We start from the raw sequence: 23,414 nt of genomic DNA, 5'->3' as shown, positions 1-23,414 counted from the left end.
AGTAGCAAGACCCTAGTGCTAAAGGACGAAGGGCTGCCCGCCGGCCTCTACCAGCCCAGCGCCACTCCCAGGGCCAGGGTGTCGGTTTCTTCTATCCGGTCACCGGCATCACGGTTCTTCAGGTCGAAACGGTTGTACTCGGCAACCAGTGTCAGGTTCTCATTGAGACTGTGGAACAGGCCGATACCGCTGGTCTTGAAGTCCGCCTGATAGCCCAGGCCGTTGCCGTCATCCCGGGTCTTGCCATAGGACAGCGCCACCCGGGTCTTGCCAAAGGTATACGAGCCCTGCAGCAGGTAACCCTTGCTGTCGCTTTCGCGCAGGCTGGCCTGGGTCGCGTTGTTGGTGAAGAAGGGATTGACGCCCTCGGCGTTGAAGCCGGAGCCGGTCAGCGACAGCGCCCCCAGCTTGGCCTGCACACCGTAGCCCAGCCCGCGGGAGGTCACCGAGTCAATGCCTGCGCCGGTATTATCCGCCTGCTGGTACATGCCGTTGAGCCAGGTGTGCAGTTGCGCGTCACCCAGCTCGAACTGGTAGGTGAGCTCACTCTCGAAACGGGGGCTGTCCTGGTAGTCCTTGCCGGTCTGCACCCCGTTGTCGTCCACCAGATGACCATCGACCGGGTCCATGATGCCCACGGCGGCGCGAAAGCCGCTCATCACCGGTGAACGGTAGGTGATCTGCGAAGTGGGAAACGGATAGGGATAGCCGGTGCCGATATTGCCGAAGGATACGCCGCCACCATCGACCAGGCCGAGGGTGTCGCTGGACTGGCCATAGGCAGTAAGAAACTCGTCGAGCATGATGTTCGAGCGTCCGAACAGGCCGAAGTCCTTGCCGAACAGTACCTCACCCCAACTGCCGGAAACGGTACCGTAGAACTGGCGAACATCGATGCCGGTCTCGGTGGCGTTGTCCTGGCTGTCGTTGATGGTGACCCAGAACGAGGAACGGCCACCGAGGGTCAGGTTGTCGTATTTCTTGCCGACATTGAAACCGATGTAGTTGGGCAGGAAGCCCATTTTCACCCGCGACTGGTTGCGGTCCAGATCGGGGTCGATATGATCAACCTTGTTGTGCACGTAGAAGGCATTGAAATAGCCATCGACCGAAAAGCTGGTGTCATCCTGATCGTACAGGGTAATGGCGGCCGAGGCCGGTGCGCTGAGCATGGCCGCAGCCAGGGCGGTCAATAGAGGATAGGCAGTATTGTTCTTGTTCATTGTGCTCTCCGATGGAATCAGTGGCTGACGAAACTGGGCGTCCAGCGGATTATCGGAAAGCGGAGGCAGCGCCCCCATTCTGCCAAGGAGCTGAAAGTACCGGGCTTTGGTGGGCCCTACCAAGGATTGACGAGCTGCTGCCAAAGCACAGGCTCGCTTGCTACCTTGGGAGGAAGCGCGTTTTTCCTCTTGCCTGGCTATGGCCGAGATGGAGGGACTTGGGCCTGGGAGGTTCGAGCACCAGCTCGTACCAGGGCTGGCCAGCGGCAATGGCGTTACCGGCTGACTCGCCCATCAAGCGGGTGCTTGACGTTCCCAGGACCAGAGCCTAATGCAGCACCTGCCCGAGCATGGCCCTGAGCTTGCCGGCCTTGATCGGCTTGTTGAGCACAGGTATGCCCAGGTCACGCAGGCGTTGCCGGCTGTGCTCGCTGCGATCGGCAGTGATCATGATTGCCGGTATCTGCCAGTGGAAGTGCTCGCGCAAGCGGCTTACCGCATCGCAACCGGTCTGGCCGGCATCGAGGTGGTAATCGACCAGGATGGCGTCCGGGCGACGCTCGTCCAATGCGCTCAGCGCGCCCGGCAGGTCCACCGCGACCTGCACCCGGGCGCCCCATTGCTCCAGCAGTCCCTGCATGCTGGACAGGATCATCGCGTCGTTATCGATCACCAGCAGATGCCGCCCCTGCAGCGGCGCGTGCAACCGCGCCAGCAATGCATCCGGCGGGGTCGGTGCACTGGCCCTGGCCAGCGGCACGGTGACGCTGAACATGGAACCTGAACCAACCACCGATTGCACTTGCAGGGGCGCCTCGAGCAGCCGGGCGATACGTTCGACAATCGCCAGCCCCAACCCGGCTCCCTTGCGTGGGCCGACACGCTCGCCATGCAACTGGTTGAACTCACGGAAGATGTCATCGAAGCGCTCGCGGGGGATGCCCAGGCCGGTGTCCCATACCTGGATGCTCAACAGCTCACCCCGGCGCCGGCAGCCAATCAGTATCCGCCCGCTCGGCGTGTAGCGAATGGCATTGCTCAGCAGGTTGCGCAGGATGCGGCTGAGCATGCGGTAATCGGTGCGCACGGCCCAGCGCCCGAGCCGTGCCCGCACCTGCAGGCCGCTGGTTTCGATCAGCCCCTGGAATTCGCTCAGCAGCGGGTCGATGATCTCGGCCAGGCTGTGATTGCCCAGGTCCAGCGGAATATTGCCATGATCCAGCCGGGCAATATCCAGCAGGTCGCTGAGTATGTCCTCGGCGCTTTCCAGGGCGGCGTGGGAGCGTTCGACCAGTTGCGCCTCGGGCCTCGGCAGTGCCCGCTCGCGCAGGGTGGCCATCAGCAACCGCGCGGCATTCAGCGGCTGCAGCAGGTCATGACTGACCGCTGCCAGGTAGTGATCCTTGTTGCGATTGGCCAGCTCGGCGGCATCCCGGGCATCGCGCAGTGCCCATTGCACCCGCTCCCGCTCGATGATTTCGCGGCGCAGGCTGTCATTCAGGGTTTCCAGCTCCAGGGTGCGCTCATGCACCCGCTGCTCCAGTTGCTCGTTGAGTTGCTGCATGGCCCGCTCGGCCTGCTTGCGACCGCTGATGTCGGCAACGAAGCCCTCCACTAGTTGCCGCCCCTCCTCCTGTTTGAGCAGCAGGTTCATGCGCACATCCAGCTTGCCGCCATCCAGCCGCCGCAGGCGGGTTTCGTAACCGACCAGCTCGCCCTCCTGTTGTAGCCGCTCGCAGACCTGGACGAACTCCGCCGGCCCACCGGCGAAGAAGCTGTCCTTCAGCTCGCTGGCTGCCGCCAGCACCGCCTCGGTCGAGGGGTAGCCGAGCATCCGCACCAGCGAGGGGTTGGCGGCGCGGATTCCATGCTCCATATCACCTTGGAAGATGCCGTGCACGGCATTCTCGAACAGCCACTTGTAACGATTGCGCTCGGTCTCCAGCTCCTGCAGACGGTCCATCAGTTCCGGGTAGTAACTTTTACGCGCGGACTGCAGCCCCAGCCCCAGCAGGCCGGTGAGCATCTCGCGGCGGGGGTCAGAGGGCTTCGGCATAAACCACTTCCACATCCCTGAGGCTGGACTCACGGGGGTTGGTCAGGATACAGGGGTCGTCCATGGCATGGATCGACAGCATCGGCAGATCACTGATGCCGACCCCATGCATGCCCAATGTCTGCTCGAAGCCCACTGCGTGCTTGAAGTCGATCAGGTGCTGTACCAGCCGCTGGCGCACCTGCTGGCCAGTCAAGCCGCGGATATCGATCCCCAGTGTCTGGGCGACCACCTTGAAGCGATCCGGTGCAGCGTCGTAGTTGAAGGCCACCACGTGCTCCATCAGGATGGCGTTGCACAGGCCATGGGGCAGGTCCAGATAGCCGCCGAGGCTGTGCGACATGGCATGCACCGCACCGAGGATGGCATTGGAGAACGCCAGCCCGGCCTGCAGGCTGCCGAGCATGATCTTCTCGCGCAGTTGGATATTGTCGGGCTGCTTGATCATCTCGACCAGATTGCCGTTGATCAGCCGCATGGCCTCCAAGGCATGGGCGTCGGTCATCGGGCCACTGCCGGTGGAGACATAGGCCTCGATCGCGTGCACCAGCGCATCGACCCCGGTGCAGGCGGACAGGAAAGGGTCCATGGTGGCGGTCACTTCCGGGTCGATCAGGGCCACGTCCGGCACCACCGCCTTGCTGATGATCGAGAACTTGACCTTGTCCTGCTGGTTGGAAATGATCACGAACTGCGATACATCCGCCGAGGTGCCCGCCGTGGTTGGGATCAAGATCACCGGCGGCACCGACGTGCGAATGGTATCGACCCCTTCGAAATCGAGGATATGCCCGCCGTTGGTGGCCACGATGCCGATGGCCTTGGCGCAGTCCATCGGGCTGCCCCCGCCGATGGCGACGATCGCATCGCAGGCGGAGGCGCGATAGAGCTCGGCGCCCTGCATCACCTCCTCTACCCGGGGGTTGGCTGACACCCCGGTGTACAGCACATAGTCCACGCCCTGTTGCTGCAGGCTGTGTTCCACGTCGGCGACCCAGCCCGCCGCGACCACGCCGGGGTCGGAAACCAGCAGGACCTTGCGGGCAGCGAAGGTATTGACGTAGTTGGCTACCGTCTTGCGTGAGCCGGCGCCGAAGATGATCTCGGGGGTGACGAATTTGCGCAGTTGGCTGATATCGTAGGCCATGGTGATGATCGACCTTGTTGTTTTATTTATGGAAGCCACAGGTTACCTCAAAGCAGGCGGTGTCGGCGTTTTTACGACTGAAGTCGTGCTCCGACGCACCCCAAGTCGCATGGCAGCCAACCGCGATTCGGATAAGCATGGTGATACACCATCAACCGATCGAGGCACGCCATGTCGCTGTACCCTGTGCTGCGCTCTCTGGCGCTGATCCTGTCGTTGCATAGCCCGCTGCTGGCAGCCGATAACACCCCAGCCGCGCAGGTCCAGCAGGCGATCCAGTCACTGTTTCCCCAGGCGACCCGGATCGAAGTCAAGCAAGGCGATGTGCCGGTCTATCCGGTGTACCAGCTGAACCAGCTGCTCGGCTATGCCTTCGAGTCCACCGACCACTCCAGCCTGCAGGGGTTCGCCGGTAAACCCATACGCCTGCTGATCGGCCTGGATGTCGATGGGATGCTGGCCGGGGTACGGGTACTGGGCCACCATGAACCGGTGTTCCTGCATGGCATGGGGGAACAGGCCCTGCTGGATTTTGTCGAACAGTACCGCCAGCACCCGTTGAGCAAGCCGGTGGTGGTTGGCGGGCGCAAGCCGGACTCCAGTGACGGCCAGTCGATTACCCAGTTCGATGGCATCAGCAAGGCCACGGTGTCGGTGGTGATTCTCAATGAAAGCGTGCTGCAATCGGCGCTGGCGGTAGCGCGGGCCTATCTGGAAGGCTTTACCAGCGCGCCGCTGGCGACACCGCGCATGGATCTGTTTGAGCCTCTGGGCTGGCAGCAACTGCTCGAGCGTGGACTGGTCCAGCACTGGCTGCTGGAGCCCGATGATCTGGAGCAGCGGCTGGGGCACTCGCTGGAGCATTATCCGGGGATGGATCGCGACCCGGCTTTCAGCGAGCTGTTCTTTGCCTACCTGGATACACCCATGAGCGGACGCAACCTGTTGGGAGAGCAAGGTTTTTCCCGCCTGCAGGGCAACCTGCGCGACGGAGAACAGGCGCTGCTGGTGATGTCCCGCGGCAGCTACCGCCACGTGCCGGAGGACTTCACTCCCGCCTCCTCGCCCAGCCGCCTGCTACTGGTGCAGAACGGCCAGGCCATCGAGCTGCACGATATGGACTTCGACAATGGTGCGTTGCTGGACAGCCTGGCGATAGCGCCCACGGATGATCTCCAGGCGCATATCTTCCGCATCAAGCCCCACGCCGCCTACAACCCGGCGCAACCCGCCCAGCTGCGGCTCAACGTCAACTTGCAACGCAACCATCTGGTGGAAAGCCAGCTGGTGCTGGAGCATCCCTTCGAGCCCGACCCCGCGCTGTTTGAAATCCACCAGCCCAGCGCCGCCGCCAAGCCGGCTCCGGTGTGGTTGCGTCTGTGGCAGGAGCGCTGGTGGCAGTTGGCGCTGCTGGGTAGCGCTCTATTGCTGTTGGGCCTGATCTTTACCTTCCAACACCGGATCAGCCGGCACAGCCGCGCCTTTCACCTGCTGCGCGGTGGCTTCCTGCTGTTCACCCTGCTGTTCATCGGACTGTATGCCCAGGGGCAATTGTCGGTGGTCAATATCACCACCCTGTTGCTAGCGTTGGTCGAGGGCTTCGATATCCGGGTATTTCTGATGGACCCGGTGATCTTCGTGCTCTGGAGCTTTACCTTTATCAGCCTGTTCATCTGGGGGCGCGGCCTGTTCTGCGGCTGGCTCTGCCCGTTCGGCGCGCTGCAGGAACTGGTCGCCTGGCTGGGGCAGAAATTGCGCCTGCGGCAGTGGAAGATAGCGGAGCCACTGCATCGCCGGCTGCAATGGATCAAGTACGGGATTCTGCTGGTGCTGCTGGTCAGCGCCCTGCTATCGCAGACCCTGGCCGAGCGCCTGGCCGAGGTCGAACCGTTCAAGACCACCATCACCCTGTTCCTGGTACGCAGTTGGCCCTTCGTCGCCTATGCCCTGCTGCTGCTCGGGCTGGGCCTGTTCATCCACAAGTTCTATTGCCGCTACCTGTGCCCGCTGGGTGCCGGCCTGGCGATACTCGGCAGGCTGCGCCTGTTCTCCTGGCTGAAACGCATCGACGCCTGCGGCCAGCCCTGCCAGCATTGTCGCAACCACTGCGGCATAGGCGCGATACACCGCGATGGACGGATCGACTACGACGAGTGCATCCAGTGCCTGGAATGCATCGTCATCCTGCATGACGACCAGCAATGCGTGGCAGCGGTCAGTGCGCGCAAGAAGGCCGAGAAAAGTCAGCGCAAGGCTGCTGCGGGGGTATTGATCTACAAGGGGTGAGGAGTTGTGGAAGCTGGAGGATCGAGTTCCATCTCGACCCAGGGGGTAGCCCGAGACACCGCAGGCCGGGATGGAACCCGGCCTTCCAGGTGATGACCTCGAGTCCCGTGCAGGATCATGGAAGGTCGAGTTCCATCTCGACCCAGGAGTAGCACGAAACACCGCAGGCCGGGATAGAACCCGGCCTTCCAGTCAGCGCCACTGGTACTGCAGGCCCAAACCCACCAGCCAGCTGCGCTCCGGGGCGGGTTCGTAGTATCGGCCGCCGGAGCCGTTGACGATCAATGAACCGATGTATTCGCGGTCGGTCAGGTTGTCCAGCCGGGCGAAAGGTTCGAGGGTGAGGTTGCCGATCGGCTGCTGGTAGCCGGCGCGCCAGTTCAGTACGGTGTAGCCGGAGGCCTGGTGCTGGTTGTCGTCGGTGGCGTAGCGTTGGCTCATGCCCTGGGCCTCGAGGGCGGTGGCGAAGCCGCTGTCCTGTGGCTGCCAGGCCAGTTCGGCGAAGAAGCTGTGGCGCGGGATGCCCGGCAGGCGGTTGCCGGCGTGGCTGGTGCCGTCACCATCGATGAAGCGGTCATATTCGGCCTGCAGCCAGGTATAGGCCAGATAGGCGCTCAGACCATGGGCGAACTGCTGTTCGATACTCAGCTCCACCCCGCGGCGGGTGGAACGTCCGGCGTTGGTATAGGTGGCGCGGCCGGTACCCAACTGGTTGGTGCCGGTGACGATCTCGTCCTTGACCCGGCTGTCGAACAGGGCGATATCCAGTCGGGTATTGTCCCGGCGCCATTTCAGCCCGACCTCGGCGTTGCGCGACAGGCTCGGCTTGAGCGCCTGGTTCATCCCGGCGCCGTCCTGTCGATAGGCCAATTCCTGGAAGGTCGGGGTCTCGAAGCCCTGGCCAAGCGCGGCGTACAGGCTCAGCTGCGGGGTCCACTGCCAGTTCAGGCCCAGCGCCGGGTTGGTGCGGTGCACGCGCATGCGGCCGCTGTCGTCCTGGCCGTCGACCAGGTAGTCGTCATCCGAGTCGAATTCCACGCGGTTGTAGCGCAGCCCGGCGACCAGCTCCCAGCGCGGCGCCAACTGCCAGGTGCTGATCAGGTAGGCTTCCTGGCTGTCCACCCGGTTGAACTCGTCGCGCTGCAGCCCGCCCTTGCTGCCGTTGGCATTGACGAAGCCCTTGCGCTCCTCGCCCTGGTAGTTGTAGGCCAGGCCGGCGGCCAGGGTCACTGGCAGGTCGAACAGCCGAGTCTCGCGTTGCCAGCCCAGCTCGCCGCCCCCGAAGCGCCGGTCCAGCTCGACCACCCCGCCACCGGCGGTCGCGCCACTGCCGGGGAAGGCCAGGAACTGCTGCATGTCCCGTTCACCGCCATAGACCATGACCGTCAACTGGTCCTCGTTAGCCAGGCGCCGTTGGTAGTTCAGGCCGATCTGGTTGTGGCGTACCGATTTGCGGGTATCGAACAGTTCGGCCTGGGGCGGTGCCTGGCGCCGGTCGGCACGCACCTGTTCGGCGGTCAGTCCCAGCGGGTCCTGGGTGTCAGGCTGATCGAAGCTGTTGACTAGCAGGGTCAGGCTGGAGACATCATCGATATCCCAACCCAGACGCAGGTTGGCGATGTCCCGGCGGGTGTCGCTGTGGTCGCGGTAGCCATCGGTCTCCAGTCGCGAGATATTGGCGCTGATATTCAGGTCGCCATGCTGGCCACCGTAGCGCAAACGCGAGCGCCACAGGCCGTCGCTGCCCACCGCGGTGCGGTTGTCCAGGGTCGGGTAGAACGGCGCTTCACCGGTAAAGCCCTGGATGATGCCGCCGGAGGCGTTGCCGTACAGGGTGGTCAACGGGCCGCGCAGGACCTCGATGCGCTGCAACCCGTCGAGGTCGAACAGTGCCGGCTGGCCCTGGCCGTCGGGCATGGTCAGCGGGATGCCATCCTGCACCAGGCGCACCCCGCGCACGCCGAACTGGGCGCGGGCACCGAAGCCGCGGGAGGAAATCTGCAGGTCCTGGGCGTAGTTCTGCCGGTTCAGCGCCACCAGGCCGGGCACCCGCTGCAGGGATTCCGAGAGGTTGGCGCCCAGGTTGGGGGCGCTCAGCTGCTCGGCGCTAACAGTATGCCGGGCCAGCGGCAGCTGCAGGTCCTGGCCGTCATCACCGCCGCCGAGGATGATCTGTGCCGGCAGGCTGAGCCGTTCATGGGCGTGGCCGTACGGCACCAGCACCAGTGCGAGCGCCAGCGGCGTCAGCCTGAGCACAGGGCTGAAGACAGCCGGCGTAGAGACTACGGCTCTGTTCATGGCGCTGCGAAGAGATACTGAGCGTCCTCTGCCATCATTGGGTATTGTGCACATGGTCTTATCCTTTTTGTCATTGGCCACTGAACCCAGTTAAGCAGCACACCGACAATAACCGACATGGTACTTTGGACGTAGTTTCTCGACAGCTTGGTAGCATAAAAAAAGGCCCCGAAGGGCCTGAAGATGCGGAGCATACTACTACGGCGTACCAGTGGAGCGGGCCGGTACGCCGCCTGTTCAGCGAGGGCTCAGAAAAAGCCCATCGGATTCACGTCGTAGCTGACCAGCAGGTTCTTGGTCTGCTGATAGCTGTCGAGGATCATCTTGTGGGTTTCCCGGCCGACACCGGATTTCTTGTAGCCGCCAAAGGCGGCGTGGGCCGGGTACATGTGGTAGCAGTTGGTCCATACCCGCCCGGCCTGGATGCCCCGGCCCATGCGGTAGGCGACGTTCATATCTCTGGTCCAGACACCAGCCCCAAGGCCGAACTCGGTATCGTTGGCGATGGCCAGCGCTTCGGCCTCGTCCTTGAAGGTGGTGACACTGACCACCGGGCCGAAGATCTCCTCCTGGAACACACGCATCTTGTTGTGCCCCTTGAGCAGGGTCGGTTCGATGTAGTAACCGCCGCCCAATTCGGCTTCCAGGCGCTCGGCGTTGCCGCCGATAAGGAACTCGGCACCCTCCTCCCGGGCAATTTCCATATAGGACAGGATCTTGTCGAACTGCTGTTCGGAGGCCTGCGCGCCGACCTGGGTCTCGGTATCCAGCGGATTGCCGCGTTTGATACGGCGGGTACGGTCGAGCACCCGGGCGATGAAGTCGTCGTACATGCTTTCCTGGATCAGCGCCCGGGATGGGCAGGTGCAGATTTCCCCCTGGTTGAAGAAAGCCAGTACCAGCCCCTCGGCAGCCTTGTCGATAAAGCTCTCTTCGGCCTTCATGATGTCGGCGAAGTAGATATTCGGGGACTTGCCCCCCAGCTCGGTGGTGGACGGGATGATGTTCTCCGCCGCACAGCGCATGATGTGCCGGCCCACCGGGGTGGAGCCGGTAAAGGCGATCTTGGCGATACGCTTGCTGGTGGCCAGCGCCTCGCCGGCTTCCCGGCCATAGCCGTTGACGATATTGAGCACGCCCGGTGGCAGCAGGTCACCGATCAGCTCGGCCAGTACCAGGATGCTGACTGGGGTCTGTTCGGCCGGCTTGAGCACGATGCAGTTACCCGCCGCCAGCGCTGGCGCCAGCTTCCAAGCAGCCATCAGGATCGGGAAGTTCCAGGGGATGATCTGCCCCACCACGCCCAGCGGCTCATGGAAGTGATAGGCCACGGTGGTTTCGTTGATTTCCGCGGCACTGCCTTCCTGGGCGCGGATACAGCCGGCAAAGTAGCGGAAGTGATCGGCCGCCAGCGGGATGTCGGCATTCAGCGTTTCACGCACGGCCTTGCCGTTGTCCCAGGTCTCGGCTACCGCAAGCAGCTCCAGGTTCTGCTCGATACGATCGGCAATCTTCAACAATAGATGCGAGCGCTCCTGCACAGCGGTTTTCCCCCATGCCGCCTTCGCCGCGTGAGCTGCGTCCAGCGCCAGCTCGATATCTTCGGTCGTGGAGCGGGGGATCTCGCAGATGGCTTCACCGGTAACCGGCGTGGTGTTGCTGAAGTACTGGCCTTTGACCGGGGCAACGAATTCACCGTTGATGAAGTTGCCATAGCGGTTCTTGAAGGTGATGAGGGAGCCGGCAGCTCCAGGATTGGCGTAAATCATTGTTCTTAGTCCTCTATGCGCAGCCTGGCCCCAAGGCGCAGGTCATGCTTCGATACTAGTGACTCCAGGCGTGTAGCGTGAATGCCTCCTTGGCAGGTCTGGTGTCGTCATTTAGTAGTAGATGCTGCGGTTAGCGGATCAACACTTAGGGCGGGTGACGGCTGATGATGGTCTGCAGCCAATGGGTCTGCCCCGCTTCGACAAGGCGTGCATCCGGTCCGGCATTGGCGGCTTCGATGCATACCATGCCGCGATAGCCATCCGCGGGGAACTGGGACAGGCGTGCGCCCTTGGCTTGCCATGGGTTCCATACCACCACTGATTGGCTATTGCGGCGCTGCACCCACAACGGCTCGCCCGAGCCATCAAGCAATTGCACGTCCGCTGTGGTGTCAAAGTACACCCGGTCCACTTCGCCACTGAACCGAACGGGTCCCTGCTGGCGACATTGCGCGCCCGCCTGCAACTTGTCGATGTAACTGGCACCCTCCAATCCCAGGATCTGGGCGCTATCGATATCGTCCACGGGTAGATAGCTGTGCAGCGCCTGGCTCAGAGGCTGGGGCCGGGGGCCGGTGTTCGTTGTGGTGAGCGTCACACTCAAACTGCTACCAAGCACCATCTCGACCTGGACGGCCCAATGCTCACCGGGCAATTGCCGGGCTATCTCCTGCTCGGGCAGTTCCAGCACGAGGCGCACCTGCTGCGAGTCGGCTTCGGCCAGGCGCAATTGCCAATGGCTGGTACGGGCGATGCCGTGTGCCGGCCCCGGGCGCTCATCGGCAAACCATGGCCAGCACAGCGGAATACCGCCGCGCAATGCGGTGTCGGGCTTGGCCGGGTCCACCGGACTCATCCATAACAAGGGTTGTTGACCGGTGGGTGCGCAAGCGATGATCTGTGCCCCCTGTTCCGCGATCCGGGCATGCACCGCTGGGTGGTCAACCTCAATGAAACGACGTCCAAGCGCATTGCGGGTCCGGATGACGCCGGTTGGCAGAGTATCGATCACGCCTATTCCGCTCCCATGCAGAGATATTTCAGCTCGGTATATTCATCCAGGCCATGGCGGGAGCCTTCGCGCCCCAGACCGGACTCCTTGACGCCACCGAATGGCGCCATGGGATTGGAAATCAGCCCCTCGTTGATACCGATGATGCCTGCCTCCAGCGCATCTGCCACCCGCCATATGCGGTGGATATCACGGCTATAGAAATAGGCCGCCAAGCCAAAGGGAGTGGCATTGGCCAGCTCGATCGCTTCTTCCTCGGTGTCAAAACGCAACACCGCCGCCAGCGGGCCGAAGGTTTCCTCGTGGCACAACGTCATTTCGGTGTTGATATCAGTCAGCAACACCGGCTGCACATAGTTGCCTCGATCGGTGTCCGGCGCCGGCCCGCAGACCCGTTTGGCTCCCTTGGCCAGGGCATCCTCGAAATGCTCCACCACCTTCTCTACCGCATCGCCATTGATCAACGCCGATTGCGTGACGCCCGGCTCGAAGCCATCTCCCACCCGCAGCTTGCCCATGGCTTCAGCCAGCGCGGCGACGAATTCATCATGCACGCCCGACTGCACCAGAAACCGGTTGGCGCAAACGCAGGTCTGCCCGGTGTTGCGGAACTTGCAGACCATCGCGCCTTCTACCGCCCGGCTGATATCCGCATCGTCGAAGACGATGAAAGGTGCGTTGCCACCCAACTCCAGGGAGATCTTCTGAATATGCTCGGCGCATTGCGCCATCAGCCGGCGGCCAACATCCGTCGAGCCGGTAAAGCTGAGTTTGCGGACCTTGGGGCTGTGGGTAAGGGCTTCACTGATTTCACTGGCTTTGCCGGTCACCACGTTGAATACGCCGTGGGGAATGCCCGCCTCGTCCGCCAGTGCTGCCAGGGCCAGAGCGGAGAATGGCGTTGCGCTGGCCGGTTTGACGATGATGGTGCAACCTGCGGCAAGTGCCGCGCCGGCCTTGCGGGTGATCATGGCTGCCGGGAAATTCCAGGGAGTAATCGCAGCGCACACGCCTACCGGCTGACGGGTCACCACGATGTGCTGGCCGATACGCGCCCCAGGAATGGTTTCGCCATACATGCGCCGCGCCTCCTCGGCAAACCAGCGTATGAAGGAGGCGGCATATTCAATCTCGCCACGGGATTCGACCAGCGGCTTGCCCTGCTCCAGAGTCATCAGTGTAGCCAGATCTTCCTTGTGCTCGAGCATCAGGTCGTGCCATGCCAGCAGACAATCTGCCCGCTCCTGCGCAGTCCGTTTACGCCACTGACGCAAGGCGTTGGCGGCGGCATCAATGGCGGTATTCACTTCCGCAGCCGAGAGCACAGGAACATGGCCAAGCACATCACCATTAGCCGGATTGGCCACTGGCAAGGTCTCGCCGCTGGCAGCATCCAGCCATTGCCCATTGATGTGACATTGCTGGCGAAACAGCCGGGGAGATTTCAGGCGGGAAAGGGTCATGTGTCCTCCTGCGCGTAGATGAAAGGGGCCGCACTCGGACTGCACACAGGCAGCCCATTGGACGCGCGTTCATGACGGCGGCCCTGACTTGAGAGTAGACACGGCGCTGCGAGGACGCAAACCGCTGCGGTAAGCCGGCAGCGGAGATTTTAGGCAGGGAAACCGGCGGCGTAGACACCACCGGCTGAGTGATGAAAATCAACTGCTTTCGATACGGAAGCCAACCTTCACGGTGACCTGATAGTGGGCGACCTTGCCGTCGACAATGTGCCCCCGGGTTTCGATGACTTCAAACCACTCGACATTCTTCACGCTTTTGCTGCATTCGGCGACGGCATTGTTGATGGCCTCTTCAATGCTGTTCTTCGACGAGCCGACAATTTCGAGTTTCTTGTAAGTGTGATGATCTGACATACCAACCTCCTCTTTGCCTGTTCTGAGTATGGCAGAGGTTTTTCGGGTTGGTTCAAATCTCACTGTGGGAACCGCGTCGACTCTTACGTTCACCGTCGGACTTGAGTGGACAGCCAGGAGCTTTGCATTTCTCATCCCGGCCGCGTTCCAGCTCCTGCAAAGCATGCCAGGCGCGGCACAGGGAGCGGGAATTTCCTGCCATCAGGGTCACTTTTGTCATGAGCCAATCTCCGAAACAGATAGATGAACCGAGTATTGTCGGGCTGATCACATCTGTCAATGAGAATTATTCGCATTATTTATTGGCGTTTTTAGCGCTCTCTTTATTGCAATACGAAGATACAAGTTTATAATCGCAACGAAAATCATTCTCACAATAACGGGATACCCCATGCCTTGTACCCTTCGCTACACCTCACTTGCTCTGACCATTTCCGCCGCCATATTCCTGGCGGGATGCGACAGTAGCGAAGATAAGGCCTTGCAGGCCCCCGCAGCGCCAGCAGTCGAGAATGAGCAACCGGCGACGACCAATACCCATCCGCAGGCGCCCGCCTCGACCGAGATCAGCGAAAGCGAAGTGGCTGGCCACTACGCAGACCTGGCCCAAGCTGTCTTCCAGGATGCACTGACCAGTGCGCAGGCGCTCGACAAGGCGGTCGATGCGCTGATTGCCGAGCCAGTCGAAGCCAATCTCGAAGCCGCCCGCCAGGCCTGGCTTGAAGCCCGCGTTCCCTATCAGCAATCCGAGGCATTCCGCTTCGGTAACCTGGTGGTGGATGACTGGGAAGGCCAGCTCAACGCTTGGCCGCTGGATGAGGGGCTGATCGATTATGTCGCTGCCGATGATTATCAGCATGAACTGGGCAACGAGGGTGCCACGGCCAACCTGATCGCCAGCCAGAGCTTGATGCTCGGTGGTGAGACACTGGAAGTCAGCGAGCTGACTCCCCAGTTGCTGGCCGATCTGAATGAAGTGGGCGGTTCCGAAGCCAACGTTGCTACCGGTTACCACGCCATCGAGTTTCTGCTGTGGGGCCAGGATATGAATGGGTTTGAAGCCGGTGCCGGTCAACGTCCGGTGACCGATTTTGCCCAGGGTGATGATTGCACCAATGATAATTGTGATCGCCGCAGCGCCTACTTGGACGCCGCTACCGACCTGCTGGTCAGCGATCTGCAGTGGATGGTCTCCCAGTGGTCAGCTAACGAGGATGGCAATTACCGCGCAGAGCTGCTGGCTCTGCCGGCCCAGGAAGTATTCCAGAAGATGCTGTTCGGCATGGGTTCGTTGTCACTGGGTGAGCTGGCGGGCGAACGGATGAAAGTCGCTCTGGAAGCCAACTCCTACGAAGACGAGCACGATTGCTTCAGCGACAACACGCATAATTCGCATTACTACAACGGCAAGGGTATCCAGAACGTCTATCTGGGCAGCTATCAGCGCCTGGACGGCTCGATCTTTGAAGGCCCTTCCCTTTCGGCGCTGGTAGCAGCGAAGAATCCTGAACTGGACCAAGCGCTGCGTAACGATCTGGATAACACCATGCAGGCGCTGACGCGCATGAAAGACGCAGCTGAGGGCGAATCGAAAATGGCCTTCGACATGATGATCGCACCGGGCAATGAGGCCGGCGCCACCCTCATCAATGATGCTATCGCCGCGCTGGCGCAACAGACGGGCTCCATCGAACAGGTTGCGGCCGTGGTAGGCGTCGAATCTCTGCAGCCCGATGATGCTGGCCATTCCTTCTGATAAACCAACAGCCGTCTGCACCTCGGTGAGCTCAACGCTACCGGGGTGCAGCACTCAGGCCCTTCACCCAGGTCACAAATCGACTTTCATGAAATTGCTGTCACTGACACCCTTTGCGGTGCTCCTGTTTGCCGGCACCTGTCTGGGTGCTGACTTTCCAATGCAAGAAACCCCCAACTCCGGCGGCGCTGGCACTGTGATGCAAAGCGATCACAACGCCTATTCCCTGCCGCTGGGCAATCTGCCGATATCCAGCCGCCTGGATTTCAGCGTGGGTAACAGTTTCTTCCGCAACCCCTGGGTTATAGCGCCATCCAGCACCGATGCCCGCGATGGCCTGGGACCGCTGTTCAATACCAACTCCTGCCAGGGCTGCCATATCAAGGACGGTCGCGGTCATCCACCGGCACCGGGAGAAACGGCGGTGTCGTTGTTTCTGCGGCTGTCGGTACCCGCCGCCCCGAATACAGATCCACTGTTGCTGCAACAACACGGTTTTGTGCCTGCGCCTGTGTATGGCAGCCAGCTGCAGACCGCCGCCATTCCCGGTATGGAACCGGAGGCGCAACTGCATGTCGAGTGGCAGCTGTTCGAGGAAACACTGGAGGATGGCGGCAAGGTAGCGTTGCAACGCCCGCTGTACCGCATCGACGATCCCAACTACGGCGCCCTGCCCGACGACCTGATGATCTCGCCCCGCGTAGCGCCACCGATGATCGGCCTGGGCTTGCTGGAAGCTATCTCCGAGGCGACTATCCTGGCGGCTGAAGACCCGGATGATGAGAATGGTGACGGTATTTCCGGGCGCGCCAATCATGTCTGGGATCGCATTGAGCAGCGCACCGCGTTGGGTCGCTTCGGCCTGAAGGCCGCCGAGGTCAGCGTCATGCAACAGAGTCTTGCTGCGTTTGCCGGCGACATGGGACTGAGTTCCAGCCTCATACCCGACACCGACTGCACAGCCGAGCAGCAATGTGATCGATTTGCCGATGGCGGCACGCCCGAAGTCAGTGACAAGATTGCAGCCTTCATCAACTTCTACGCCATGAGCCTGGCAGTACCGGCACGCCGCGAGATGGATAGCCCCGCCGCGCAATCGGGCGCGCAGCTATTCAACGAGATCGGTTGCGCCGCCTGCCATACCCCGCGGCATACCACAGGCAAGGTGGCGGATCGCCCTGAGCTGAGCAATCAGGTGATCTGGCCCTATACCGATCTGCTGCTGCATGACATGGGCGAAGGATTGGCCGATGGCCGCTCCGAGTTTCTGGCCGATGGCAATGAATGGCGCACCCCGCCGCTCTGGGGGCTGGGGCTGACCCAGCAGATCAATCCACGGGCAGGTTTCCTGCACGACGGCCGCGCACGTACGCTGGAAGAGGCCATTCTCTGGCACGGCGGTGAAGCGCAGGCGACCACCGAACGTTATCGCGCCTTGCCGGCGGAGCTGCGGCAATCGCTAGTTACCTTTCTGAACTCTCTGTAACGGATCCCACATGCCTTCATTATCCAACCTGAGCCTGCGTACTCTGAAATGGGGCACCACAGCGCTCCTCGCCGCGTCTTTTTGCAGTACCGCCTGGGCGGAAACACCAAGAGACATCTGGCACAGCTCCCTCGCCGAAGGCTACGCGACGCTCGCCATCACCACGGCGTCGCTGAACGAGGCTGCCACGGCTTACTGCTCATCGCCCTCGGCCAGTGGACATGAGGCGCTTGAGTCCGCCTGGTATCAGGCGTTCGACAGCTGGCAAGCGGTGCGCTTTGTCGATTTCGGGCCGATCGAGCGCGACAACCTGTCGTGGCAGTTCCAGTTCTGGCCTGACGCCAAGAACACCATCGCCCGCAAGGTCAATTACTGGCTGGGTAGCGAGCAGCCGATCAGTGTTGAGCAGCTGAAAGCTGACAGTGTGGCGGTCAAGGGCTTCCCGGCTCTGGAATACCTGCTGTTCGATCCGCTGGCGGCAAAGCAGCAGCCACTGCCCGAGCAACGAGCCTGTGAGCTGGTAACGGGCATCAGCAACCTGCTGCAGGAAAATACCGCTCAACTGCAACAGCAATGGCAGGCGTTCCGCCCGCACTACCTGGATAACGACCAGTTCCAGAACACCACAGTGCTGGCCGCCATGCATGGTCTGGAGATCCTCCGCAACAAGCGCTTGGCAGCGCCCATGGGGCTCGAAGGCAAGCCGCGCCGCAATCCGTACATTGCCGATGCTTGGCGCAGTAAGCATTCGCTGGCGGGTATCCAGGCCAGTCTGGTCGGCCTGCAGCAATACTTCCTGCCGGGTTTGCGCCAGTTGATGAATGATAACCAGGGGGCTGAATTGACCGAGCGCCTTGATCAGCAATTGACCGCGACCATCAAGCGGCTGGAGCGCCAGCAGACCGATATGCAGCAGCTGCTCGCCAATGACGACGGCTACCGCAGCCTGCAGCTGGTCTTCATCGAGGTGGACAAACTAAACCAGCTGCTGTCTGGCAATATCGCCAGCGAACTGGGCATTATCCGTGGCTTCAACTCCAGTGATGGGGACTGAGATGCAGCGTCGTGGATTCATCCAGTTCAGCCTGCTGGGCATTGCCGCCGCCTGCAGCCCTCTGAGTTTTGCGGACAGCGATCTAAGGATGTCGGATCTGCGTTTTCTCAGTTCAGTGGAAAACGCCATGGGAGAGCATTTCATCGTCGCGGCCAATAGCGCTGGAAAACAGCTTTTTCGCATCCCGGTAGCTGAGCGCTGTCACAGCGGCTGCCTGAGCCCAAGCACCGTTCAGGCGGTGATCATGTCCCGCAGGCCAGGTGAAAATCTCTATCTAATCAATATGCTGGGAGGGACTCTTGATGCAGTAGTTGAGGCTGGCGAAGACTTCCACTTCTACGGTCATGGGGTTTTCAGCGATGATGGTAGCCGCTTCTACGCCACAGCAAACCACTACCCCAGCGGAGAAGGTTGTATTCGCGTGTACGCTGCAGATGAGGGCTTCAGGCATCTGCAGGATTTTTCCGTAGGCGGCATGGACCCCCATGAATTGCGATTGCACCCTGATGGTCAACGGTTGGTGGTGGCGCTGGGCGGCATCAAGACACACCCTGACTATGGCCGTATCAAGCTGAATCTGGAGTCCATGCAGCCAGCCCTGGTGGTGATGGATCGTACCAGCGGTGAGGTGCTGCAGCGCTGCGAACCCTCCCATCATCAGCTCAGCTGTCACCACCTGGATATCAGTCGCGACGGTATCGTCATTGCCGGTTACCAGTTCGAAGGGCCTAAGTGGGAAACACCGCCCTTGATTGCCCGTCTGGACACCGGCACCGGAGAGTTCAGCGAAATCACTTTGCCGGAGCATGAACAAGCGAATCTGGGCAATTACACGGCCAGCGTGGCAGTCCATCTCCACTCTTCCGTCGCAGCGATTACCGCGCCCCGTGGGGATAGCGTCATGTTGCTGGACTACCGCTCCGGTCGGCCGCTGCAGCTGGTCTCGGTGCCCGATCCCGGTGGAGTGCTGGCGGAACGCGATGGCAGCTTCGTGGTGTCATCCGGACATGGTGGTCTGTACCGTATCCGGGCAGGAGCAACAGAGCCGGAGCTGATCTCTCATGACACGCTGCGCTGGGACAATCACCTCACCCGGGCTTGAGCGGTGACTTGGCTCAGCGGCTGGAAACCATACGCTCGATGCAGAGACGCGAGTCTTCGGGCAAGCGCGTGAATTGCAGTCCGGTCCAGTACTGACCACCGGCAATGCTTTCGCGGTTCCAGCGGCTCTCCGCATCAAGCATGAATTCACTCATGCCATTGAGGTTCATGGGCAGATTCACCTGCAGCGCCCAGGCTCTGTTCAGCTCGATCGGTTGCTCGCTCAACAGCATCAACCCTTCGGCGTGAAGATCCACAACACGGCCAAGCAGGTGACCGCTATCCAGGTCGTATACTTCCAGGCTGCTGCTCACGTGATGGCGCTCCAATTTTCGTCTTTCGCTCATGAAATGCTCTGTCCGGTGTATGACAACAAGTGTCGGCCACTTGCCTGGTAGCTAAAAGCCATATTCCATGTATTTACATAAATATTGAAGCATTTTGTGATGCGCTCGACATATCAGCGTCGGCTTGCCCCCTTCCTTGAGCACCGCCCATAATGATCAGGCAATACTTGGCTTCACCCACTGGCCCATCGGGCCCGCCCTATCGAGGATCAACTATGCGACTCACCCAACTGAGCATGCTGCTCGGCGCAACGTTACTTGGTGCCCAGGCACTGGCACATGATTTCACCGCAGGCGATATGCATATCATCCATCCCTGGTCGCGCGCGCTGCCGCCGGTGGCGCCCACGGGCGCTGCCTATCTGGTACTGGAGAACAAGGGTGAGCAAACGGACAGGCTGATTTCTGCAACCTCCCCCATCGCCCGGCGGGTGGAATTGCACGAGCATATCCATCAGGACGGATTGATGAAGATGCAACAGATTGACAGCGTGGAGATCGCGCCGGGCGCGGAAGTGGAATTCAAGCCGGGTGGCCATCATTTCATGCTGTTCGACCTGCAGCAGCCGCTGACCGACGGTAGCAGTTACCCCATGACACTGAACTTCGAGCATGCAGGCAAGGTAGACGTTGAAGTCAAGGTGACCGGCGAGGCGGCAGCTGCTCCCTCCTCCGCCGACCATAACCATGACGCCCACGCTCATCACTGAGCGTCATGGTATCGTAACGCCGGCTCAGTCGGTCCGAGTCGGCGTACGCATGGTGACGAATTCTTCTGCCGCGGTGGGATGAATCCCCAGGGTGGCGTCAAACACCGCCTTGGTGGCGCCAGCTTTGATGGCCACAGCCAGCCCCTGAATGAGCTCGCCGGCGTCAGGGCCGATCATATGGACACCCAGCACCCGATCGGTTTGCTGGTCCACGAGCATTTTCATGAAGCTCTGCTCATCGTTGCCAGCCAAGGTATTGCGTAGCGGGCGAAACCGGCTCTCGTAGATATCGAGCTTATGCCCGCAGGCGCGCGCCTGCTCTTCGGTAAGCCCCAGGGTGGCAATGTTGGGGATGCAGAATACAGCGGTGGCAATATCGTCGTAGTCCACCGGCCGGTACTCGTCGGGTCTGTACAGACGCCGAGCCAGTGCCATACCTTCGGCCAACGCCACAGGTGTCAGCTGGATGGTGTCGGTCACGTCACCTATGGCAAAAATGGCCGGATCGGTCGTTTGATACAGCTCATCGACCGCAACAAAACCTTTGTCATCCAGTGTGACCTTGGTGTTCTCCAGACCCAGGCCATCCAGTTTCGGCTTGCGCCCTGTTGCATACAGAACCAGATCGGTTTCCAGGGTCTCACCGTTCTTCAGGGATACCAGCAGACTGCCGTCGGCCTGCTTCTCGATACTGGCAACGTCCGCATCGAACTGCAGGTCGACGCCCTTGTTCTGCATGGTCACAACCATGTGGTCGCGCAGCCCCTGATCGAAGCCGCGAAGGAACTGTGCCCCACGGTAAAGCAGGCTTGTCTCGCAACCCAGGCCATGAAAGATGCTGGCGAATTCGATGGCAATATAGCCGCCGCCCACCACCATGGTGCGCTTGGGCAAGTGCTCGAGATAGAAGACTTCGTTAGAGCTGATCACATGCTCACGGCCCGGAAATTCGGGAATGAACGGCCAGCCACCGGTGGCGATGATAATACGCCCTGCCGTGAAGGACTTGTCTCCAACGGCAACGGTATGGGAGTCAACCAACTGCGCTCGGCCGTGCACCAGAGTCACCCCGGCCGCTGTCAGCAGATTATGATAGATGCCATTGAGGCGGGTGATCTCGGTATTCTTGTTCTCGACCAGACGTTGCCAATCGAACTGCGCCTTGGACAAATCCCAGCCATAACCCTGGGCATCACCGAAGTCCTCGGCGAAATGGGCCGCATAGGCGAACAGCTTTTTCGGCACACAGCCAACGTTGACACAGGTACCGCCGAGATACAGGTCTTCGGCTACCGCCACCCGCGCACCAAATCCTGCCGCCATGCGGCTGGCGCGCACACCACCCGATCCGGCACCGATAACGAAAAGGTCAAAATCATAATCCGACATACTTGCTGTCCTGCAACTGAAACGAGCATGAGAGCATACCCGATTGGCCCGTATCGGGTGTAAAACGCTCAGATAAAGATTTTCAATTTCGCAGGCAGTGCCGGCGTCGGTTCGGCGCCGAAGACCGGGTCAGGCTTTCGCCAATAACGCTTCGTATTCGCCGTTGTAGTGCTTGGCCAGTTCCTTTTTCTGCTTATCGGTGAGCAGCTTGCCGGCCATCTGGAAGAATTTCTGCTCTTCCTCTTCCAGATGATGCAGTACTTTGTCGCCCAGGGCGCGGGCAGTTGTCAGCCACGCGGAACTGGACATCTCTGTTTCATCCAGTTTTTCGACCAGCTCATCCATTTCGTGATGCTCGGCGATGGCGTGGCGACTCAGGTCGACGCCGTTATCATGATCCATCAGCGGGATATAGAAATGACGTTCCTCCGCTGTTTCATGGGCATAGAGTTCTTCTTTTAGTTGCTGATAGGCATCAACCCGCTCCTGGGTATCACCGCTGGTGCGCAGCACAGCATCGACATACTCACGCTGCTTGTCATGGCTTATCCGTAGGGCTTCGAAAATAGTCATATGCGGCTCCGTTAACCGTAGTAGCCTTTTGGACTGAGCAGGCCGATTGAAGTTCAGGAAGGCGCACCAACCCCTTGTGTAAAAAACTGTTACAACTCGATCGAAGCCTTTCATAAGCCGCCCAGCGGGCATACAATACCGCCAGTTTGACGCGACAAACGTTTTAATAGTCCGCGCAAGTAACCAATAATGAAGCCGTTTCTCCAAGGAGTCCGGCATGTCTGATGCTGCTGTATCGTCACTGCCACATAATTGGGCTTTAGCTGCTTTCCTGCTGGGCGTTCTAGGCCTCTGTGCCTTCATGTTGCTATTGTCCAGCATTCTGGGCAGCAAAGCCTGGGGTCGCAGCAAGAACGAACCCTTCGAGTCCGGCATCGTTTCCACTGGCGATGCCCGCCTGCGTTTCTCCGCAAAATTCTATCTGGTCGCGATGCTATTCGTGATTTTCGATGTTGAAGCCCTATTCCTTTTTGCATGGGCCGTCTCGGTGCGCGAAAGCGGCTGGGCCGGTTTCATTGGAGCCTCTATCTTTGTTTCAATTCTAGTTGCGGGTCTTGTCTATGAAGCGTCTATTGGTGCCCTTGATTGGTCACCGGCAGGCCGCCGCAGGAGGCAAGCGAAGCTAAAATGAGGCTTTCAACATGCAATATGAACTTGTTCGGATCGATCCGGATGCCGTCAATGACGAGTATCCGATCGGTACCAGGGAGACTGTCGACGATCAGCTGCTGAAAGACCAGGTTCACCGCAACATCTTCATGGGCAAGCTGGAAGATGTGGTTAGCGGTGCGGTGAACTGGGGACGCAAGAACTCTCTCTGGCCCTACAACTTTGGCCTCTCCTGCTGTTATGTGGAGATGACCACTGCCTTTACCGCGCCGCATGACATTGCGCGCTTTGGTGCGGAAGTCATTCGAGCATCTCCGCGCCAGGCGGACTTCATGGTTATCGCGGGCACCTGCTTCGTCAAGATGGCCCCAGTCATTCAACGTCTCTATGAGCAGATGCTGGAACCCAAGTGGGTCATTTCCATGGGCGCCTGTGCCAACTCCGGCGGCATGTACGACATCTACTCCGTTGTTCAGGGCGTGGACAAGTTCCTGCCGGTGGATGTGTACATCCCTGGCTGCCCTCCCCGTCCCGAAGCCTTTTTGCAGGGTCTGATGCTGTTGCAGGACTCCATCGGTAAGGAGCGTCGCCCACTATCCTGGGTGGTTGGAGATCAGGGTATCTATCGGGCAGATATGCCTTCGCAACGCGAGGAGAAACGTGACCAGCGTATTGCGGTCACCAATCTGCGCAGCCCCGACGACGTGTGAATCGGCCACCA

20 protein-coding genes are annotated in these 23,414 nt (G+C 60.6%); 8 read left to right on the top strand and 12 right to left on the bottom strand.

Annotated elements, in window-relative coordinates; genetic code table 11:
* Positions 1 to 47 precede the first annotated feature (47 nt).
* The 3 genes from INT39_RS20430 to ercA form a co-directional block, all read right to left on the bottom strand.
* A complete protein-coding gene (locus INT39_RS20430) occupies positions 48 to 1,223 on the bottom strand; it encodes a porin (protein WP_193075810.1) in 1,176 nt (391 codons plus the stop codon).
* A 328-nt stretch (positions 1,224 to 1,551) separates the two neighbouring features.
* Positions 1,552 to 3,279 (bottom strand): NahK/ErcS family hybrid sensor histidine kinase/response regulator, encoded by a 1,728-nt coding sequence (locus tag INT39_RS20425; protein WP_193075809.1) that lies wholly within the window; start codon positions 3,277 to 3,279, stop codon positions 1,552 to 1,554.
* Positions 3,263 to 4,426, bottom strand: coding sequence for an alcohol dehydrogenase-like regulatory protein ErcA (gene ercA, locus INT39_RS20420; protein WP_193075829.1), 1,164 nt, complete (start codon positions 4,424 to 4,426; stop codon positions 3,263 to 3,265). Before ercA ends, INT39_RS20425 begins: the two co-directional genes overlap by 17 nt.
* A 171-nt stretch (positions 4,427 to 4,597) precedes the next feature.
* Here ercA and INT39_RS20415 point away from each other — a divergent pair, with 171 nt between their 5' ends.
* Positions 4,598 to 6,712 carry a 4Fe-4S binding protein gene (locus INT39_RS20415; RefSeq protein WP_193075808.1) on the top strand — a complete coding sequence of 705 codons (2,115 nt, stop codon included), beginning with the start codon at positions 4,598 to 4,600 and terminating at the stop codon, positions 6,710 to 6,712.
* 192 nt (positions 6,713 to 6,904) lie between these two features.
* Here INT39_RS20415 and INT39_RS20410 read toward each other — a convergent pair whose 3' ends face one another.
* From INT39_RS20410 to INT39_RS20385, 6 genes are all read right to left on the bottom strand, one after another.
* Positions 6,905 to 9,010, bottom strand: coding sequence for a TonB-dependent receptor family protein (locus tag INT39_RS20410; RefSeq protein WP_193075807.1), 2,106 nt, complete (start codon positions 9,008 to 9,010; stop codon positions 6,905 to 6,907).
* Positions 9,011 to 9,258: 248 nt separating this feature from the next.
* Positions 9,259 to 10,779, bottom strand: a complete 1,521-nt coding sequence (locus INT39_RS20405; protein WP_193075806.1) for an aldehyde dehydrogenase family protein — start codon at positions 10,777 to 10,779, stop codon at positions 9,259 to 9,261.
* Between the two features lie 145 nt (positions 10,780 to 10,924).
* Positions 10,925 to 11,791: a D-hexose-6-phosphate mutarotase gene (locus INT39_RS20400; protein ID WP_051610862.1), complete on the bottom strand. Its 867-nt coding sequence runs from the start codon at positions 11,789 to 11,791 to the stop codon at positions 10,925 to 10,927.
* A 2-nt stretch (positions 11,792 to 11,793) separates the two neighbouring features.
* Positions 11,794 to 13,254: an NAD-dependent succinate-semialdehyde dehydrogenase gene (locus INT39_RS20395; protein ID WP_193075805.1), complete on the bottom strand. Its 1,461-nt coding sequence runs from the start codon at positions 13,252 to 13,254 to the stop codon at positions 11,794 to 11,796.
* A 198-nt stretch (positions 13,255 to 13,452) separates the two neighbouring features.
* Positions 13,453 to 13,668, bottom strand: coding sequence for a dodecin (locus INT39_RS20390; RefSeq protein WP_193075804.1), 216 nt, complete (start codon positions 13,666 to 13,668; stop codon positions 13,453 to 13,455).
* A 52-nt stretch (positions 13,669 to 13,720) separates the two neighbouring features.
* The gene (locus INT39_RS20385) at positions 13,721 to 13,888 is read right to left on the bottom strand and encodes a hypothetical protein (protein WP_193075803.1); all 168 of its coding nucleotides are present in this window, start codon (positions 13,886 to 13,888) and stop codon (positions 13,721 to 13,723) included.
* A gap of 171 nt (positions 13,889 to 14,059) precedes the next feature.
* Here INT39_RS20385 and INT39_RS20380 point away from each other — a divergent pair, with 171 nt between their 5' ends.
* From INT39_RS20380 to INT39_RS20365, 4 genes are all read left to right on the top strand, one after another.
* Positions 14,060 to 15,424 carry an imelysin family protein gene (locus INT39_RS20380; protein WP_193075802.1) on the top strand — a complete coding sequence of 455 codons (1,365 nt, stop codon included), beginning with the start codon at positions 14,060 to 14,062 and terminating at the stop codon, positions 15,422 to 15,424.
* An 88-nt stretch (positions 15,425 to 15,512) separates the two neighbouring features.
* Positions 15,513 to 16,910 carry a di-heme oxidoredictase family protein gene (locus INT39_RS20375; protein WP_193075801.1) on the top strand — a complete coding sequence of 466 codons (1,398 nt, stop codon included), beginning with the start codon at positions 15,513 to 15,515 and terminating at the stop codon, positions 16,908 to 16,910.
* Positions 16,911 to 16,920: 10 nt separating this feature from the next.
* Positions 16,921 to 17,964 (top strand): imelysin family protein, encoded by a 1,044-nt coding sequence (locus tag INT39_RS20370; protein WP_193075800.1) that lies wholly within the window; start codon positions 16,921 to 16,923, stop codon positions 17,962 to 17,964.
* 1 nt (position 17,965) lies between these two features.
* A complete protein-coding gene (locus tag INT39_RS20365) occupies positions 17,966 to 19,066 on the top strand; it encodes a DUF1513 domain-containing protein (protein WP_193075799.1) in 1,101 nt (366 codons plus the stop codon).
* Positions 19,067 to 19,079: 13 nt separating this feature from the next.
* On the opposite strand, the gene INT39_RS20360 is transcribed toward INT39_RS20365, so the two are convergent.
* Positions 19,080 to 19,412: a PilZ domain-containing protein gene (locus tag INT39_RS20360; RefSeq protein WP_193075798.1), complete on the bottom strand. Its 333-nt coding sequence runs from the start codon at positions 19,410 to 19,412 to the stop codon at positions 19,080 to 19,082.
* 215 nt (positions 19,413 to 19,627) lie between these two features.
* On the opposite strand from INT39_RS20360, the gene INT39_RS20355 reads away from it, so the two are divergent.
* A complete protein-coding gene (locus INT39_RS20355; protein ID WP_193075797.1) occupies positions 19,628 to 20,122 on the top strand; it encodes a copper chaperone PCu(A)C in 495 nt (164 codons plus the stop codon).
* 24 nt (positions 20,123 to 20,146) lie between these two features.
* Here INT39_RS20355 and gorA read toward each other — a convergent pair whose 3' ends face one another.
* Positions 20,147 to 21,511 (bottom strand): glutathione-disulfide reductase, encoded by a 1,365-nt coding sequence (gene gorA, locus INT39_RS20350; RefSeq protein WP_193075796.1) that lies wholly within the window; start codon positions 21,509 to 21,511, stop codon positions 20,147 to 20,149.
* 129 nt (positions 21,512 to 21,640) lie between these two features.
* A complete protein-coding gene (locus tag INT39_RS20345; RefSeq protein ID WP_193075795.1) occupies positions 21,641 to 22,084 on the bottom strand; it encodes a hemerythrin domain-containing protein in 444 nt (147 codons plus the stop codon).
* Positions 22,085 to 22,301: 217 nt separating this feature from the next.
* Between INT39_RS20345 and INT39_RS20340 the strand changes: the two genes are divergently transcribed.
* Positions 22,302 to 22,715 (top strand): NADH-quinone oxidoreductase subunit A, encoded by a 414-nt coding sequence (locus INT39_RS20340; RefSeq protein ID WP_193075794.1) that lies wholly within the window; start codon positions 22,302 to 22,304, stop codon positions 22,713 to 22,715.
* 10 nt (positions 22,716 to 22,725) lie between these two features.
* On the top strand, positions 22,726 to 23,403 hold the full coding sequence (locus tag INT39_RS20335; RefSeq protein WP_193075793.1) for an NADH-quinone oxidoreductase subunit B: 678 nt from the start codon (positions 22,726 to 22,728) through the stop codon (positions 23,401 to 23,403).
* Positions 23,404 to 23,414 lie beyond the last annotated feature (11 nt).

It is taken from the genome of Pseudomonas sp. FME51 (genome assembly GCF_014897305.1).
Note: the sequence above shows the minus strand (reverse complement) of the source record. Positions and strands in the feature narration are given on the sequence as shown.

Coding starts and splice junctions, on each gene's coding strand:
- INT39_RS20430 (WP_193075810.1), bottom strand. CDS start 1,223: ATGAACAAGAACAATACTGCCTATCCTCTATTGACCGCCCTGGCTGCG.
- INT39_RS20425 (WP_193075809.1), bottom strand. CDS start 3,279: ATGCCGAAGCCCTCTGACCCCCGCCGCGAGATGCTCACCGGCCTGCTG.
- ercA (WP_193075829.1), bottom strand. CDS start 4,426: ATGGCCTACGATATCAGCCAACTGCGCAAATTCGTCACCCCCGAGATC.
- INT39_RS20415 (WP_193075808.1), top strand. CDS start 4,598: ATGTCGCTGTACCCTGTGCTGCGCTCTCTGGCGCTGATCCTGTCGTTG.
- INT39_RS20410 (WP_193075807.1), bottom strand. CDS start 9,010: ATGAACAGAGCCGTAGTCTCTACGCCGGCTGTCTTCAGCCCTGTGCTC.
- INT39_RS20405 (WP_193075806.1), bottom strand. CDS start 10,779: ATGATTTACGCCAATCCTGGAGCTGCCGGCTCCCTCATCACCTTCAAG.
- INT39_RS20395 (WP_193075805.1), bottom strand. CDS start 13,254: ATGACCCTTTCCCGCCTGAAATCTCCCCGGCTGTTTCGCCAGCAATGT.
- INT39_RS20390 (WP_193075804.1), bottom strand. CDS start 13,668: ATGTCAGATCATCACACTTACAAGAAACTCGAAATTGTCGGCTCGTCG.
- INT39_RS20385 (WP_193075803.1), bottom strand. CDS start 13,888: ATGACAAAAGTGACCCTGATGGCAGGAAATTCCCGCTCCCTGTGCCGC.
- INT39_RS20380 (WP_193075802.1), top strand. CDS start 14,060: ATGCCTTGTACCCTTCGCTACACCTCACTTGCTCTGACCATTTCCGCC.
- INT39_RS20375 (WP_193075801.1), top strand. CDS start 15,513: ATGAAATTGCTGTCACTGACACCCTTTGCGGTGCTCCTGTTTGCCGGC.
- INT39_RS20370 (WP_193075800.1), top strand. CDS start 16,921: ATGCCTTCATTATCCAACCTGAGCCTGCGTACTCTGAAATGGGGCACC.
- INT39_RS20365 (WP_193075799.1), top strand. CDS start 17,966: ATGCAGCGTCGTGGATTCATCCAGTTCAGCCTGCTGGGCATTGCCGCC.
- INT39_RS20360 (WP_193075798.1), bottom strand. CDS start 19,412: ATGAGCGAAAGACGAAAATTGGAGCGCCATCACGTGAGCAGCAGCCTG.
- INT39_RS20355 (WP_193075797.1), top strand. CDS start 19,628: ATGCGACTCACCCAACTGAGCATGCTGCTCGGCGCAACGTTACTTGGT.
- gorA (WP_193075796.1), bottom strand. CDS start 21,511: ATGTCGGATTATGATTTTGACCTTTTCGTTATCGGTGCCGGATCGGGT.
- INT39_RS20345 (WP_193075795.1), bottom strand. CDS start 22,084: ATGACTATTTTCGAAGCCCTACGGATAAGCCATGACAAGCAGCGTGAG.
- INT39_RS20340 (WP_193075794.1), top strand. CDS start 22,302: ATGTCTGATGCTGCTGTATCGTCACTGCCACATAATTGGGCTTTAGCT.
- INT39_RS20335 (WP_193075793.1), top strand. CDS start 22,726: ATGCAATATGAACTTGTTCGGATCGATCCGGATGCCGTCAATGACGAG.